This is a genomic window from Acinetobacter sp. ANC_7635 (assembly GCF_056779945.1).
This window is the reverse complement of record NZ_JBWYIS010000005.1, coordinates 1-17,365: the sequence shown is the minus strand read 5'-3', so window position 1 is coordinate 17,365 and position 17,365 is coordinate 1. Positions and strand designations below refer to the sequence as shown.

At 38.8% G+C, this 17,365-nt stretch carries 14 protein-coding genes; 7 read left to right on the top strand and 7 right to left on the bottom strand.

Translation table 11 applies throughout. The features are described from left to right. Positions 1-55: 55 nt before the first annotated feature. The gene (locus AC1M89_RS07525; protein WP_481614086.1) at positions 56-1,897 is read right to left on the bottom strand and encodes a choice-of-anchor I family protein; all 1,842 of its coding nucleotides are present in this window, start codon (positions 1,895-1,897) and stop codon (positions 56-58) included. 164 nt (positions 1,898-2,061) lie between these two features. Here AC1M89_RS07525 and mdtD point away from each other — a divergent pair, with 164 nt between their 5' ends. The 5 genes from mdtD to AC1M89_RS07500 all read left to right on the top strand — a co-directional run bounded on the left by mdtD (position 2,062) and on the right by AC1M89_RS07500 (position 7,238). Continuing rightward, a complete protein-coding gene (gene mdtD / locus AC1M89_RS07520) occupies positions 2,062-3,453 on the top strand; it encodes a multidrug transporter subunit MdtD (RefSeq protein WP_481607888.1) in 1,392 nt (463 codons plus the stop codon). A gap of 88 nt (positions 3,454-3,541) precedes the next feature. Next, a complete protein-coding gene (locus AC1M89_RS07515; RefSeq protein ID WP_481614085.1) occupies positions 3,542-4,306 on the top strand; it encodes a glycoside hydrolase family 25 protein in 765 nt (254 codons plus the stop codon). 99 nt (positions 4,307-4,405) lie between these two features. Then, positions 4,406-5,416, top strand: coding sequence for an MBL fold metallo-hydrolase (locus AC1M89_RS07510; protein WP_481608926.1), 1,011 nt, complete (start codon positions 4,406-4,408; stop codon positions 5,414-5,416). A 42-nt stretch (positions 5,417-5,458) separates the two neighbouring features. Continuing rightward, on the top strand, positions 5,459-6,520 hold the full coding sequence (gene dinB / locus AC1M89_RS07505) for a DNA polymerase IV (protein ID WP_035268128.1): 1,062 nt from the start codon (positions 5,459-5,461) through the stop codon (positions 6,518-6,520). A 364-nt stretch (positions 6,521-6,884) separates the two neighbouring features. Continuing rightward, a complete protein-coding gene (locus AC1M89_RS07500; protein ID WP_481614084.1) occupies positions 6,885-7,238 on the top strand; it encodes a RidA family protein in 354 nt (117 codons plus the stop codon). 43 nt (positions 7,239-7,281) lie between these two features. Here AC1M89_RS07500 and AC1M89_RS07495 read toward each other — a convergent pair whose 3' ends face one another. Both AC1M89_RS07495 and AC1M89_RS07490 read right to left on the bottom strand, forming a co-directional pair. Next, on the bottom strand, positions 7,282-7,827 hold the full coding sequence (locus tag AC1M89_RS07495; RefSeq protein WP_092767397.1) for a DUF2726 domain-containing protein: 546 nt from the start codon (positions 7,825-7,827) through the stop codon (positions 7,282-7,284). A 427-nt stretch (positions 7,828-8,254) separates the two neighbouring features. Then, positions 8,255-10,651 carry a YgiQ family radical SAM protein gene (locus tag AC1M89_RS07490; protein WP_035268131.1) on the bottom strand — a complete coding sequence of 799 codons (2,397 nt, stop codon included), beginning with the start codon at positions 10,649-10,651 and terminating at the stop codon, positions 8,255-8,257. Positions 10,652-10,977: 326 nt separating this feature from the next. Here AC1M89_RS07490 and AC1M89_RS07485 point away from each other — a divergent pair, with 326 nt between their 5' ends. Together AC1M89_RS07485 and AC1M89_RS07480 are read left to right on the top strand one after the other, a co-directional pair. Next, positions 10,978-12,003 (top strand): alpha/beta hydrolase, encoded by a 1,026-nt coding sequence (locus AC1M89_RS07485; protein WP_481591510.1) that lies wholly within the window; start codon positions 10,978-10,980, stop codon positions 12,001-12,003. 489 nt (positions 12,004-12,492) lie between these two features. After that, complete coding sequence (locus tag AC1M89_RS07480; protein WP_481591511.1) at positions 12,493-13,035, top strand: type 1 glutamine amidotransferase domain-containing protein; 543 nt, start codon at positions 12,493-12,495, stop codon at positions 13,033-13,035. 40 nt (positions 13,036-13,075) lie between these two features. On the opposite strand, the gene AC1M89_RS07475 is transcribed toward AC1M89_RS07480, so the two are convergent. The 4 genes from AC1M89_RS07475 to AC1M89_RS07460 form a co-directional block, all read right to left on the bottom strand. Beyond that, positions 13,076-13,387 (bottom strand): ankyrin repeat domain-containing protein, encoded by a 312-nt coding sequence (locus AC1M89_RS07475; protein WP_092767432.1) that lies wholly within the window; start codon positions 13,385-13,387, stop codon positions 13,076-13,078. A 30-nt stretch (positions 13,388-13,417) separates the two neighbouring features. Further along, positions 13,418-14,050, bottom strand: coding sequence for a hypothetical protein (locus AC1M89_RS07470; protein WP_213032612.1), 633 nt, complete (start codon positions 14,048-14,050; stop codon positions 13,418-13,420). A 65-nt stretch (positions 14,051-14,115) separates the two neighbouring features. After that, a complete protein-coding gene (locus AC1M89_RS07465; protein WP_092767403.1) occupies positions 14,116-15,465 on the bottom strand; it encodes an aromatic acid/H+ symport family MFS transporter in 1,350 nt (449 codons plus the stop codon). Positions 15,466-15,837: 372 nt separating this feature from the next. Next, positions 15,838-17,088, bottom strand: a complete 1,251-nt coding sequence (locus AC1M89_RS07460) for an esterase-like activity of phytase family protein (protein ID WP_481591512.1) — start codon at positions 17,086-17,088, stop codon at positions 15,838-15,840. Positions 17,089-17,365: the final 277 nt, after the last annotated feature.

Genomic DNA, 17,365 nt, shown 5'->3' with positions numbered 1-17,365 from the left:
GTAAAAAATAAAAGAGCCATATGGCTCTTTTATCATACATCTACACGATCAGGCTCTATTTCAACGTGATTTGATACGTTGCTGTAGTACCACTGACTTCATTCCCTACAATCAGTAAAGGCGTACCCGTTGGAGATTCTTTTGCGGAAACAAAGGTTAATCCTTCAGGACCTAAGTCTCCTGCCTGACCTTCCTCGATATCGGCAGTGGTTGCATCAAGTTTTCGCGAATGAATATATTGCACAAATTGGGGTTGGGCAGGATTGGAGATGTCATATACCATCACGCCTCCAACTCGTTCTAAACCAATAAATGCATAAGTTTTCTGGCCGATTTGACCGATCACCACGCCTTCTGGCTCTGGTCCCTTATTGTCACTACGATTATCGAACCCTGCTTCTTCATGGTTTGCATTAAAGATCTCAGGATGGTGCTGAGCAATATATTGTTCAAAATCATCACCCGAATCCCAAACCAGCTCTAATCCTGTTTGTGCATCATTTTCTGTCCAAATACTGACAGATCGTGCCCCGAAGCTATATAAATGATCATAAACCAAATTGCCTCGAGCATTGAGTTTAGGTGTGCCATCAGTATTCTTTTGATAACCTTCAGTCCAAGTGATATTCAAACGACCAAGCATCTTGTCTTCACGGCATCCTTTAGCATCGCCATCGATCGCTCCACAATATGCAAAATGCAGAGGATTCAATTCAGCACCTTTCGCCAGTGCTCTTAATTGTGGTGGCAGATCTTCCCCTTGCCGTCTGTCGAAACCATCTTTATGGAATAGATGCTTCGCACGCCATTCTTCAACAAAACCGTTTTTAATATTACCTTGAGCATTCGGATTATCCTTCAATCTCTCTCCCCAATATTCAGGATCATCTTCACCCCAAGCACGAGCATCCCCTTCATTGGCAGTGACAATATACGTTTTACCATTGACTTCGTAACTTGAGATCGCATCAGGCATATATAAGCCACGAACATGCTGCCAAGTTTGAATATTGATCTTCGCAAGACCATTTTCACCATCGGCATCACTGACATCTAAACCATGACCTTGTAAGCCATGATCTTTAAAACCGAGCGGATAAACAGCCATGACTTTGGCATTTAAAACATCCACCTTAGCTAAGGCATTATTTTCCTGTAATGCGACCCATGCAATTTTGCCATCTGCGCTGAGTGTGATGTATTCAGGTTCAAAATCTTGCGCTACTGTTGCATTTGGACCATAAATTCGCACACCTTGATTACGTAATAGCTGTGCTTGACTGTTAAAGGCTTTGAAGTCAGCTGTTTTTGCAACTGGTTTGTTCAAATTTGAGAGATCAATGATTGAAATCGAACCTTCGGGATCAATCGCATAATCATGAGATGGCTCTCCTTCATTCGCCACTAATAAGGTTTTACCATCTGCACTAAAGGTCAGCATATCGGGTAGAGAACCCACTGGAACTTGGGCAATAAAGCTCGAATCATTGGCATTAAAAAGTGCCACGATTCCTGGATCTGTTTTATCTTTGGCTTGTACAGCTAAGGCAACAATTCCATTTTTTACAGCAACACTATTTACTTCTGAGTCTGTTAAATATGATTTAGCATCTAAAGAGCCAATCCATTTAGGTTGCTGAGGTTGGCGATAATCAAAAATATCAACCACGCCTTCTTTTGCGTTTACAACAAACAATCTTTGGCTTTGTGCATCATAGGCAGGTATCTCTGCTGCGCTGACCGCAAAACCACGACTTTCTGTACGACTGAGATAGTTGAGTTCAATCGATTCAGGCGTAATATTTGGTACTGATGTGATATTGTTAGTGTCATCATTACATGCCCCTAGCCCCAATGCACACATTGCGATCACAAGTGCGTTAGACTTTAGCTTCATTTTTTTAATCTTCTTATGATGTTGTTGGCAACAACTCTATGACCATGCGATGACAATGCTGTGACCATCAGATTGCAATTTTGTTGCAAATCCTTCGTAAATAAACCACAAGTGATACTGAGAAACTGTTTTAAAATATTAACTTACTAATATGATCCTACAAGATGAGCAGCACAGCACACCAACCCTTACAGCCTGAGTTTAGATTATTGGTGTTTTTGGTCTCGATCGGCTTTTTTATGCAAGGTCTAGACACAACTATCATCAATACTGCGATTCCTGCAATCGCTCATCACCTCAATGAAGATCCTCTACACATGCATAGTGTCGTGGTGGCTTATGTATTGTCAGTCGCAGCTTGTATTCCACTCAGTGGTTGGCTGGCTGACCGATTTGGTGTCCGAAATGTTTATTTTTCTGCAATTATCATTTTCACTTTGGCATCGCTCGGATGTGCATTTTCTTCTAATTTAAATGAGCTTTTATTTTTCCGAGTGATTCAAGGGATTGGAGGTGCTTTACTGCTTCCAGTTGGGCGTCTTGCAATGTTGAAAATCATTCCTAGAACGCAATTCCTTGCAGCCATGTCTCTGATGAGTCTTGCAGGTCTGATTGGCCCCTTAATCGGTCCTACTCTTGGCGGATGGCTGGTGGAGTACGTGACTTGGGAGTGGATTTTCTTAATTAATATTCCTATTGGACTCATTGGAGTTTTTCTCACATTTAAAGCCATGCCAAATGTAACCGAGACCCATGTTGCTAAATTTGATTTTTTTGGCTTCTTGTTATTAGTCATCGCGATGGTTGGCTTAAGTTTAGGGATTGAAAATTTTGCTAGCCCCTATCTTCCACTATGGTGGAGTATTGTTCTTATTGTGTTTGGTTTATCTGCAAGTGCTTGGTACATGGTGCATGCCCATACCCACCAAAATGCTCTATTTCGTGGGAAACTATTCAAAAATCAAATTTTCGCGATTGGTATTGTAGGCAACTTTTTTGCCCGCTTAGGCGGCAATGCGATGCCTTTTCTTATCCCCTTAATGCTACAAGTTGCTTTTGGTTTTGAACCATTTATTACCGGTTTACTTATGATTCCAACGGTATTGGGTTCACTGGCATCCAAACCGATCATTCGCCAAATTATTCAACGATTTGGGTATCGTCGGGTGTTATTAGTCAATACCTGCCTTATTGGCTTATGTATTGCAAGTTTTGCCCTCACCTCAGCCGAAACACCTTTATGGTTAAGAACATTGCATTTCTTCATTTTTGGTATGTTGAACTCACTGCAATTTGTTTCTATGAATACGCTAACCTTAAAGGATTTGCCTCAACAAGATGCTAGTAGTGGTAACAGTTTTCTCTCGATGATTATGATGGTATCTATGAGTATTGGTGTAGCGCTTGCAGGTACACTGGTCAATGTATTCACCGCTTATCTTGGTACTGCACAAATGCAACAGGCCTTCCAATGGACCTTAATTTTAATGGGCTCAATTAACATTATTACCATCTTTATTTTTTGGAAAATTCCGAAAGAAATGGATGATGACTAATGGATATGGATTCTAGATACTGTCACTACCATTTACGTTTATTCGCGTTATGATATTAATTATATTTTGCACCAAACTTTAAGTGCTCATGAATTCAAAAAATAAGCAGCATATCTATTCGCAAAAGATTATCTTGTGGACTTCCCTTTTAGGTGCAGCCCTGATCGCACTCATGGTCGGATTATTGAGCTTTTTCTTTTTGCCGTTTCAACCAGCAACAGCTCAAGAATATCCAATCAAAGGATTTGATGTCTCACATCATCAAAAAGAAATTCGCTGGTCACAAATTCCCAAAAAGGAATATCAATTTGTCTACCTCAAAGCGACAGAAGGTGGCGACTTTAAAGATCGAAAATTTCAGGATCATTGGCTCAAAGCACGCGAGCATGGTTTTAAAGTCGGAGCGTATCATTTCTATCGACTTTGCCGTGATGGTAAAGTTCAGGCATTAAATTTCATTGATTCTGTGCCACGTAAAGAAGATGCCCTTCCTCCAGTCATTGATTTGGAATACGACAGCAATTGCATCAATACCTATAGCAAAGAACAACTGTTATATGAAATCGATGTTATGCATGATTTGCTGCATCAACATTATGGCAAACAACCTATCTTTTATGTTTCTAAAGCCTTCTATAACATCGTACTTGCGGATGCTTTTACGAATACCCCACTCTGGGTACGTGAATACAACTCTCAACCTGAATTAAAAGACAATCCAGATTGGATCTTTTGGCAATACACTAATAAAGGTAAAATTAAGGGTATTTCTACACCAGTGGATTTGAATGTATTTAATGGCGATCAAAACGACTGGATAAAATTTCTAAAATTAAATCAAATTGAGCCATAAATCTTAAGGAGTCAGTACGTTACAACTAAAGAGATCTAACAAAAAAATAGAGTGCAACTGGGCTCAAGCAAGCGAGTTACGCTTTATAAGGATGACATGATGTCGCTTAAAAAAGGGATTTTAACAGTGGTTGGTCTTTTGGCTGTCACGCTCATGGCTGCGTTTTTTTATTTATGGCAACCATCAGGAAAGCTCTCCGAATTTAATCAATGGAAGGCTAAAATAGACCAACCCGTCAGTGAACAAAAATTAAATGTTCGCTTTTTTGGCGTTTCCACATTGCTATTTGATGATGGTAATTCACAAATTCTAATTGATGGTTTTTTTAGTCGACCATCTCTCATGAACATTGCTTTACAACGCCTCTCCAGTGATCAAGCACTGCTTCACAATATGATTCAGGACCATGAGCTTAAACGCCTCAAAGCCATATTGGTGACCCACAGTCACTATGATCATGCTTTGGATATCTCAGTGCTCGGAAGTTCACTCCCAAAAACTCACATCATTGGTTCGTTGAGTACAATAAATATAGCACGAGGCGGCAAAGTGCCTGAGCATCAATTGAAACTGGCAGTGCCTTTTCAAGCACTACAATTGGGTGCATTTCGTATTACGCCTATTCCCTCACAACATACGCCACCTACAGCAGTGAACAATGATTTAGGTGAAGAGATTCTGCATCCACTGCCTCAGCCAGCACGTTTTTATGAGTTTAAAGAAGGCGGTAGCTTTGACTACTTGATTGAGCACAATAATCACAAAATTTTAGTTAAAGCCAGCACAGGTGCGCTTCCTAATCAATTTCAAAAGTTAAATGTAGATGTCTTGTTTTTAGGAATTGCTCAGCTTTCAAAACAATCACCCGAGTTTCAACAACAGTATCTCGCTGAAACCATTGATCAGTTACAACCGAAAGAAGTCATTCCAATTCATTGGGACAATTTCTTTAAACCACTTTCACAGCCTTTAGAGTTTCTACCACGAATAGCAGATCATTCTCCGAAAAGCCTACAACTCGTGATTGATCATGCACAGCATCAAGGTCGAAAGGTGACTTTACTGACGGAGCCTTACGCATACCCAATAATCAGCTCAACGATGCCTTAATTATGGGTTAAAATTAAGGCATCTCATGATTGATTGAACATTTTGCGAAAGATAATTCATATCGATATGGATGCTTTTTACGCTTCTGTGGAGCTTAGAGAGCGTCCAGAATTACAACACTTACCTGTGGTCATTGCATCTCATCACCCACGGGCCGTCGTTGCAGCAGCATCATACCCAGCTCGTGAGTATGGCTTACGTTCGGCCATGTCGATGACACAAGCCAAAAAACTTTGCCCACAAGTGATCGTCATTGAGCCAAATTTTTCTAAATACCAACATGTATCAGCCCAAATTCATGAGATATTTCAAAAACATACCAGCATCATCGAACCCTTATCGCTGGATGAAGCATATCTGGATGTCACTGAAAATTTACAGCAGATCCCAAGCGCTACTGAAGTTGCGATGCATATTCGTGATGAAATATTTCAGCTTACTGGATTGACCGCCTCAGCAGGCGTTGCACCAAATAAGTTTTTAGCCAAAATTGCATCTGATTGGAATAAACCGAATGGCATTTGTGTGATCAAACCCAATCAGGTGCAACAGTTTATCTATGATCTTCCACTCAAAAAAATCCCTGGTGTAGGAAAGGTCACACAGGAAAAATTAAAAGCTTTGCAACTCGAAAAACTTGGGGATTTACAGCAAGTCGAAGAAAACTTTCTCACTCATCATTTCGGAAAATATGGCAAACAATTATTTCTCTATGCTCAAGGGATCGATGAGCGACCTGTTCAAAGCGAACGCCAAAGACAGCAAATTTCTAAAGAAACCACGTTTGATGAAGATCTTTTTTTAAACCAATGTGATCAATTTTGGACTTCACTGCTTTCTCGTGTTTGGCAAAATCTTCAAAACAAGGAAATGATCGCTAGAGGTATCAGCGTCAAACTCAAACTTAAAAATTTTCAAGTTTTACAACACTCTAAAAGCTTTAAACAACCTTTCAATCACATAGAGGATTTGCAACTGGCACTCAAATTATTGTTAATGGAAATGAATATTCCTGATGAATATCAGTTTAGACTCATTGGTGTTGGGGTGTATCAACTTTCAGAAAAACAACAAGATACGCAACTCAATTTATTCGGATTGTAAATTTCGTCTAGTTTTCATGCAAAAGAACAAAATTAAGTCAATTTTTTTCGCCTTTTTTTCCTTTTTAGAGTAATCTAATCGCGCAATACATTTACCCATGTGTCTGCTGAGATGTTGTTAGAAGACCTATATCTAACACATTTGTCCTGTGATTGGCGTGACAATCCATCCGAATATTACAGGGCACTCTAATTTGAATGGGTACAATGTCTTTTTCCTCCAAATATTTCTGATCTCCTCCCATAAAAATAAACTTTCAGAGATACAGCAATTAAACCGAATTCATAGTTCCACTTACCCTATACTTTCTAAATCCTATACGGCATTTCATAATCTATATTTATATCTATAAGGGATGAGCTTTATGTCTGTTCAACGTTTATACGTTCAAAAACGTTTTTCTGAGGTTGCTATTTTTGGTCACTTCGTTCATCTGGCAGGTCAGTTAGCAGAAGATACGTCTCTCGACATTCGTGGACAGTCACAACAAACCTTTGACATTATTGACCGTTTATTGGCTGAAGCAGGTACAGATAAAAGCCATATCATGTCTGTGACAATTTATCTAAAAGATATTGACAAAGATTATGCAGCATTCAATGAAGTTTGGGATGCATGGGTTTCTGATATTCAAGCTCTACCGCGTACATGCGTAGAGGCTAAACTGTATCATCCCGATGTTCTTGTTGAGCTAACGGTAATTGCCGCGAAACCTTGATAAAAAAAGCATGCCTGAGCATGCTTTTTTATTTCAAAGATGATTAGCTAAATGCGCGAATATCTGCCAATCGCCCAGCACTATACTTTTCTAATTTATGCTCAATCACGGATTCATCTCCCCATTCAATTGGCATATCCTCAGTGTATTCATCCAAAAAATCACGTCTTAACTGCACATATTCTGGGACAGCATGGTAAGAGATCACTTTGTATCCCGCGGTTTCAAGTAATGCATTTTGAAACTGTAAAGTATGTCCACGTTTGAATGAAAATTTATCTTCTAAACTGACAATGGCAAGAACTTTACAATCCTTATTCATCACCACAAAATCGGCAAACATTGACTCATATTTACGGCGTGTACGCGGTAACTTTGTGGTCAGTAAGGCGTCAAAAGAGACATGTGCCAAAATATGCGCATTTGGCATGATTTCTTTAAGACGATTGAAAGTTACTTGCTGATAGGGGCTAAACACTGCTCTTTGACGGAGCATGCTATCAGAGGGTTGTTGATGCTTTAATCCTTTATAAGCAATGAACAACACCACAGCGAGTATGATCACACTCGCGATGATCATGATATCCATGACTAGTATCCTTATTTGAATTCTTATCGTTAATTTCTTTTTTAAACTACTTCAAAAAACACAACTTTTATTATTGTTTCATTATGCTGATGTTATACATCGCATAGTCCAAGTGAAAAGCGCTTCAGACCAAGCTTATATTAAACATGTTCTGCACTTATTGGCTATAGTTTAAAACATGAACCACATCACACTATTGCATAATTGTTGGACAATGATGAAAATTTCATTTGAAGATAACACAATATCACCTGAAATGAAAAACTCAAAACCTCACTAAACTACTAATTTAAATGATTATTTTAAAATAAAAAAGAGACTTACCCAAATCAAGCCCAATATTCCGATAAATGAGCATCATCGAAAATATTGTATAGAAAATGTTCAAAAAAGGACGCCGCAGCGTCCTTTTGAAAGAAATTATCATTTATGCACGAGACTTGGGTTTGGATTTACCCTTAGGTTTCCCCTCGCCAAAAGGTTTTTTGCGATCTCCAGTCTCACGTGGTGGCAAACCAGTGTGCTGTGTCAAGATTTGGCCTTTCTTCGGACGATTATTTTGTCCTTGTGATTGACCACGATTAGCGGTTTGACCCGTACGTTTTTGTGAATCACCTGCAACAGTTGAATTTTTCTTACGTGCAGATTGATATTGACCATCCGTGCCCTGAGGCTGATACGTCGGAATCAAATGTTGCTTAGAATTACCAATTAAGTCCTGACGACCCATTTCTTTCAAAGCTTCACGCAGTAAAGGCCAGTTATTTGGATCATGGTAACGTAAGAAAGCTTTATGTAAACGGCGGCGTTTTTCACCTTTTACAATGTCGACATCTTCAGTATAACGTGCCACTTTCGCAAGCGGATTTTTACCGGTGTAGTACATGGTGGTCGCAGTTGCCATTGGTGATGGATAGAAGGTTTGTACTTGGTCAGCACGGAAACCATTCTTTTTCAACCAAATTGCAAGGTTCATCATGTCGTAATCGGTTGTACCCGGATGCGCCGCAATAAAGTAAGGAATAAGATATTGTTCCTTACCTGCTTCTTTACTAAAACGATCAAACATTTGCTTAAAGCGGTCATACGTCCCAATACCCGGCTTCATCATTTTATTGAGAGGGCCTTTTTCGGTATGTTCAGGTGCAATCTTTAAGTAGCCACCGACATGATGCGTGACTAATTCTTTGACATATTCAGGGTTCAATACTGCAAGGTCATAACGTAGACCCGAACCGATCAAAATCTTTTTAATACCTGGTAAAGCACGAGCTTTACGATATAACTGCGTAAGAGGTGCGTGATCAGTATGCAAGTTTTGACAAACACCTGGGAACACGCACGATGGCTTACGACAGTTCTTTTCAATTTCTGGATCTTTACATGCCAAACGATACATATTGGCTGTCGGACCACCTAAGTCCGAAATAATACCTGTAAAGCCCGGCGCCGTATCACGAATCTTTTCAACTTCACGTAAGATCGACTCTTCAGAACGGTTTTGAATAATTCGACCTTCATGCTCCGTAATCGAACAGAAGGTACAACCACCAAAACAACCACGCATGATGTTCACAGAGAACTTGATCATGTCAAACGCTGGGAAACGCGCATCGCCATAAGATGGATGTGGTAGACGTGCATAAGGCAAGTCGAACACATAATCCATTTCTTCTGTGGTTAGTGGGATTGGCGGTGGATTAATCCAGACATCACGCTCACCATGCTTCTGCACGAGTGCGCGCGCATTCCCTGGATTGGTTTCTAGATGCAAAATACGGTTTGCATGGGCATAAAGCACTGGATCATTGGCAACTTCTTCAAAAGAAGGCAGACGAATCACAGCCAATTCACGTGGTGGCAATTTATGTTTAATCGCCTTAGATGATGGCTGTAACTGCACGATTTGCGTATCTGCATCCAAATTGTCGCCTTCACGAACAATCGGATTGCTGACCACTTCTTTTTGGAAATTCTGATACTGCGTTAAGCTGTTGCCTTTGTCTTTCTCAATTTCACAGCCATCAATATCTTCGGTCATCACATATGGATTGATGATTGGATCAACACGGCCTATGGTATCGACATCATTTGATGCGATCTCAACAAATTTAGCTTTCGCTGCACGGTTATGCTTATTAATAATAAATGCAGTACCACGAACATCAGTAATGTCTGTAATTTTTTCGCCTTTGGCTAGACGGTGCATCACTTCAATGATTGAGCGTTCACCATTACCATACATCAATAGATCGGCTTTTGAATCCATTAAAATAGAACGACGAACTTTGTCAGACCAATAGTCATAATGCGCGATACGACGTAATGAACCTTCGATACCGCCTAGCAGAACAGGAACATCAGGGAACGCTTCACGACAACGTTGACAATAGACTGTTGCTGCACGGTCAGGACGTTTATTCGGTTGGTTATCTGGAGAATAAGCATCATCTGAACGGATCTTACGGTCAGCCGTATAACGGTTGATCATAGAGTCCATGTTACCTGCCGATACGCCCCAAGCAATATTTGGTTTACCAAGTACACGGAATGCTTCAACATTCGTCCAGTCTGGTTGGGCAATAATACCAACACGGAAACCTTGCGCTTCAAGCACACGGCCAATGATACCGGTTACAAATGATGGATGATCGATATAAGCATCACCACAAACAAAAATAAAGTCACAACTATCCCAACCGAGTTGGTCCATTTCCTCGCGTGACATCGGCAAAAAAGGCGCGGGTTCAAAACAAGACGCCCAATATTTGTCGTAATCAAACAACGCTTTTGGCGCAGTCTGAGCGGTATAAGCAGTAGACATGGCTAGCAATTCTCGGCTGGCAGATGGAAGATCAAAAATTAGATCAAAGATGAAAGCCGATCATTTTACCATGAATTCAACTCAACTTGCTTGATTAAAAAACAATCAAATACAACTGCTTAAATTTTCTATTCATCACTGATGACCTAAGACCTGTTTCTGTACATTTAACATACAACCAAATCTAAACAAAAAATAATATGCATTTAATTTCAGCAACTTGAGCTTAGCAATTGACTCAATTCCTTTACGACTGATGATTTGGGTAATAAACAAAGTTGCTTTTCATTTTTATAGTGTTTGAAAAAAATGAAAGGCGTTTAATCGTGCTCAAAATAATACTCACAACCGTTACCACTATGATGGCTTTATTACTTTCTAATTTGGCTTGGACTCAATCTAAAATTCCACAGTCTTACCAGCAACAAGCAGCTTGGCAACAATTACAACAAAGGCTCCCTTCGAAATTTCGTATCAACGACCAAAACAAACCACATGAGTACTACTGGAGTTGGAATAATTACCGTGTACATGTCGATGCTTATCCCAATACTAAAGCGCCAGCCAAAGTCATTTTATTACATGGCGTAGGTACAAATGGTCGTCAGATGAGTTTAATTCTTGGGCGTCCACTTGCCCAAAAAGGGTATGAAACCTTCGCATTGGATTTACCCGGTTATGGTCTGACACAATATCCTTCAAAAAAAGAAATTCGTTATGATCATTGGGTGAAATTGGTCAATGATTTTGTGAACGAACAAGCGCAAAAAGATGATCGTCCTATTTTCCTTTATGGACTCTCAGCAGGTGGAATGCTCACGCTACATGTGGCCATGCAGAATCAACATGTCGATGGCATCATCGGAATGACGTTTCTCGATCAAGAATTTAAAGACGTTCAAAAAGGAACTATGCGTTTTAGTGCTCTAAGCCCTATTCTTTTGCCAAGTATGAAAGCAGTAGCGCATACTCCTTTGAAGCAAATCACCTTACCTATGTCCTTGGTTTCAAAGATGTCAAAACTCACCAATGACCCTGAAGCCTTACGCATCATGTTGGCAGACAAAACATCTGCAGGTAATAGCATGAGCGTGGAATTTTTAAACAGCTATATGCATTACCAAAAACCATATCCTTTGACTCAGTTTAATCAAGCACCTGTGTTACTGACTCAACCTGAACAGGATCAATGGACTCCTTTAAAATTGAGCCAACCTGTTTTGAAACAGTTGAAAGTACCTTATCGTGTGATGAGTTTACAAAATGGCGGGCACTACCCTGTTGAGCAACCTGCATTAGATCAGCTGGTAAAATACAGTGATCAATTCATTCGTGAAAATTTACAACGCTAAATTGATCTATTGAACGATAAATGAATCACTTAGATTGTTTTGTAAGCATTTTCCTACAATCATCTCTTCCATTGTCGGCTATGCATATCAACGACACTGCACTATTCTTAAACCATCAGGAAACAGGAAGTTTCCCAAACAAAAAACAACAATAATAAGTTTGAGCATCAGGACGTGAGGTACGACAGGAGTTATACCTAAAAGCAGCCGATACGAAGAAAAGCCCATCAGGAAGATGGGCTTTTCTTTTTCTTAGACGTAGAATTTTTTAAGCACACTACACGTTGTCACGCTTGTAAAACAATTATTCATCATGCTTTTTCGCTTTCACAACACTTTCATGCATTCCATTTGTTAGTTTTAAAGTGTGTCACGCAACAACTCTGACTGTAATTTCCAAAGTGCAAGCAACTTATGCTGTTCCTACAATACGGAATAGCCTAGTGCAAACGGCTTGCATACAAAATTTTAAAGATTGAGGATGTGAACATGGCAAAAGCTTTATTTATTACTGCAAATTTTGGTGTTGAAAAAGATGAATTAATCAAACCCTTAGCATTTTTAAAATCAAAAGGGATTGAAACCTATCATGCTGCTGAAGAAAAGAAATCTGTTCAGACTGTGGTTGGGGATCAAGAGCCTTCTGATCAAGTTCAACCTGATTTAAGCTTCGATGAAGTCATCGCAAATGACTATGACATCCTGATTATTCCTGGGGGAACGGTGAATGCGGATAACTTGCGAATTCATCCACAGGTTCAAAAAATGATTCAAATTTTTGCTGACCATCAAAAACCAATCGCAGCTATTTGTCATGCGCCTTGGACATTAATTGATGCGCAACGTATCAAAGATAAAAATCTGACGTCTTATAAGTCAGTAAAAATTGATTTAGAAAATGCAGGCGGTAAATGGGTCGATGAAGAGGTGCATCGTTGTAATACTGGCGGTTGGCCGCTCATTACTTCACGTTGTCCTGATGATATTCCTGCATTTAATGAAGCCATTTATAAAGAATTGACGCAGTCTTAAAAGATTAAAACCCCTTTTTAGGGGTTTTATTTTGTATGTTTTACAGACTTTTTAAGTAATCTACGATTTCTTGCTCGCCTGCCATTTCAGCGAGTTCTAATGCAGTAAATTGACCTTTATAAGCAACATTTGCACCTTTTGCGACTAGCAGTTGTACTACATCTAAGTACCCATTCTCTGCGGCTGCTTGAAGTGCGCTATAACCTTCATCATCAATTTGGTTTACATCAGCTCCGTTGTTTAAAGCTGTTTCAACTTCTGTGATTTCGCCTAATGAAGCCCAATAGATGAGTTCAGGAAGATGAAGTTCGCTATCATCGTCAGGGATTGGGGAGAATGAGTTAAGTTTCATGTCTTGTTCCATAATGAAAAATTCGTTTTTTCATTTAGTTTGAGTAGATAAATATAAGTCTTTCATTTCTGCTGAATCAGACATAAACCATTCTATCATTTCCCAATTATCTAATTCAGTCGAAGCATTACCCATGCTTTTTCTAATTGCCAATAACATTTCAGATAACAAAGAAATCCAGACTGATGTTTGGACTAACACATGCTCAGGGGAATTATCTTTCATCTTGTTATAAGAATAAGCATGCTGCATCAAGGCATTGTAAGCACGAATTACCGAATCATCAGCAACTAATGAAAGCTTAAAAGCAATTTTACGATAGTCTACACTCAGCATTCTTCCGATACTTAATTGATCCTTAGTCTTTCCCTTATATTTTGGATCTGAATTAAAGATAGCATCACTTGTGAACATAATGATGAACGGCTCTAATAATAAATTATATGTTTCAATTCTATCTACATGTAATTTATCTTCTAACTCTTTAATGCGTTCTAAATTTTTTAATTCTAAATCTGTATTTTTTTCGACATTATTTTTTATATGCCATCCAACGCCAGTTAATGCTAAAACTAGCAAAGGTGTTAATGTATTACTTAAAGCCACAACATAATCTATCCAATCTTTTTCCATATCAATGATAATAATTTTAAATATTATCATTATATTAGCTCCTGCTACTTTAATAAAAAAGCCCCCTTACGGAGGCTTTTAAATCATTCAATTATTTAAGCTTTGGCAATACTTGGCTGACTTGAACCAATCTTTTCAGATTCACTTTCATTCATAATCAGAGCCACTGCAATTGCGGTAATCAACACAGGTAAACCTACTGCCATAAAGTTAAAATGCGCTGGTAAGTTCATCCCTAGTAAGCCACCAATCAAGATTGGACCTACAATTGCTCCCATACGACCAATCGCAGATGACCAGCCAATCCCTGTTGAACGAACTGCCAATGGATAGTACTGAGCTACGTAGCTATATAACAACATCTGTGAACCAATCGATGCAGCACCTGCCAAGAACACCAAGATGTAAAGTAACAGCATATTCGACTGGAAGCCCATTAAGCTCATCACAATCGCACCCATTAAACCTAAGAACATCAATACTGGTTTTAAATGGTAACGGTCTGCCAAGATACCACCGCCAACGATCCCCACTACCGCACCAACATTCATGACCATCATGAACATTAAGCTATTATCCATTGAGTAGCCCGCAGCCATCATCAATTTCGGTAACCAGCTGCTGAGAGCGTACATGGTTAATAAGCATGTAAAGAATGCAACCCAGAACAACAATGTATTTACAGCGCGACCACGACGGAACAAGCTGACAACAGTTGCCGATTCAGGCTCATCTACTTGATCCAGCTCGAAAGTTGTATCTTTCTCAACTTTTACTTTAGGTTCAATCTTCGCCACGATTTGACGAGCTTCTTCCTGACGATTTTCTTTTACGATGAAAGTTAAAGATTCAGGTAAGAATTTCCAAATAATTGGAAGTAAAAGTAATGGAATACCTGCGATAAAGAACATGATTTCCCAACCAAAACTTGGTGTAAACCATGAACCTAATAATGCAGCCATCACACCACCTACCGCATAACCACTAAACATAGTGGTTACCAAGGTGCTACGCATTTTTTGAGGTGCATATTCTGAGGTCAAAGCCACAAGGTTTGGCATAACACCACCAATCCCTAAACCTGCCAAGAAACGCAAAATACCGAACTCAGTTGGATTGGATGCAAAACCACCCGCAAAGGTTAATCCACTGAATAAAATAATACAGATCATAATGACTTTTTTACGGCCAATCTTATCTGCTAAAGAACCAAAAATCATTGCGCCAAACATCATCCCTGCAAGTGCAGTACTTGCGAGCATGCCTGCTTGAACAGCACTTAAACCCCATTCATCCATCAATAATGGTAAAACTACGCCATTAATTGCTAAGTCATAACCATCAAACAGGATAATGAGTAAACACCAAGCGACAACATTGAAGTGAAATGGTGTGAATTTAGCATGGTCAATAATTTTATTGACGTTCATTGCTTGCTGTGACATTCCTCACCTCCTGTGAGAGATCGTATTTCAATAATCTTTAAGCACGATCCAACCAACTTTGAATTTAATTGTTGTGAGCGACGCATCAAAATCGTGTGCTTAAAGTCTGTGAGGTAAATTTCACATAATTCTGTGTTAATAAAAATTGAACGTTAGTCTAAAATCCAATCAAAATTAGGCTTTTTATCTAAATATCGCATTAGACCAAAGTTAGTTTGACTTATGAAAATCAGTGTTTCCATCATTTTATTGGTGAGTAATGATGATATCTCGCTCAAATACGAATTTATTAAAGTACTTATTTCATTATTATATTTTTCACTTAATTTAATAAAAAACCTCATAGATCAAAATCTATGAGGCCTTGAACAATTAATATAACTTTTTGTCTAATTTAATCTGAATAATTTCATTATCATCTGCAAGTTTTGCATTACGTCCACTTGAACCTGGAAAATTATTGTCATTCAACACTGTGATTAAATCAGGTCCTTCAATCACAATATCTTCAATGGTAAAGAATGGAAAACCGAAACGCTCACCCGTCATAATATCGCCCTCACGTGGCGTACCATACAATAAATTTGGATTCGCAATATCCATTAAATTGACCAAGTCCATCTTATTAACCAACTGCTTCGGTTCATTCAGTTGTATTCGAACTAATTTCTTAAAACCACCAATATTATTTTCAGTATCATCACGCTCAATCACAACACCTTCATTTTGAGTAAATAACTGGAAATCACCAATTGCTGTTGCTTTAGGGTCGAGCTCAAAATAGTAATGGTCATTTGTATATGCTTTTTTAGAAATATCAAATTTTGAAATTAATAAATGTCTTTGCGCATTCTTGCTTAATGGTTTTTCCAGCATTGGATATAAATATTGACCATCTGGAGAAATAGCCATGCCTTCAAATCCACCACTTCTTTGCACGAGCGCATTTTCTATTTCAGCCGCACTTTGATGAAGTTGATTTTGTGGAGATCGAAGCTCTTCTCCTTCTTTTTCAGGATGAGGCAATGCAATCGGAGCACTCTTTAAGACACCATCAGCACTAAAATGCAGTAAAAATGGACCGAATTCATCTCCGATCCAAATATCACCATTTTTATCACGCTGTATAGATTCCGGATCAAAATCAGCACCTGTTAAAAGGCGTTCTGGCGTACTCTCATTGACAATTTTGAACGGTACTAACTTATTCGGATCACGAAGCTGTATATGAGACAGTACTTTAACGTTATTTGAGTTGGTCTTAGCAGTTCTAAAATCTACTGAAATATTATAAAGGCGCAATAGATAGTCTGCTGAGTTATCTTGTGCCCCAAATCCATTATCAGACATTACAAGATACGTTTCATCAGCATTTTTTAATGCCCCAGAAAATCCTTGAACTGGCTGACCTTTAAATGGCGGATAAATACCGTTTGCACCTTTCACATAAAGTCCTGAATCTGGTCCATCGGCATAGGTAGCCACATCAAGCTTTGCAAATGAAGCAAGTGTGGGTTCCTTTATCTGATTTTGTTGATCTGAGGTGATCTTATCATCAGAATCATTACAACCGCTAAGGGCTAAAAATGACAATAGCACTGTGCTTAAAAGTGTCTTGTTCATAAATCCATATGTATCACTTAATTAAGGACTCATGATTAAACGGCATGATGGTGTCATTCCTCTGACAGATCAATGAAGATTTGATGAAGGCTTATATTATTAGTTCCTCACTATATAAAAATCTTTATCAGTAAGTTATATGATCCATTTCCCTTTATTTTTATATCTTTATTTCAATTTATATATATAAAAAAACACCCCCTTGTATTGAAGGGGGTGTTTAGAATAATGAGCTGGCGATGACTTACTCTCACATGGGTAACCCCACACTACCATC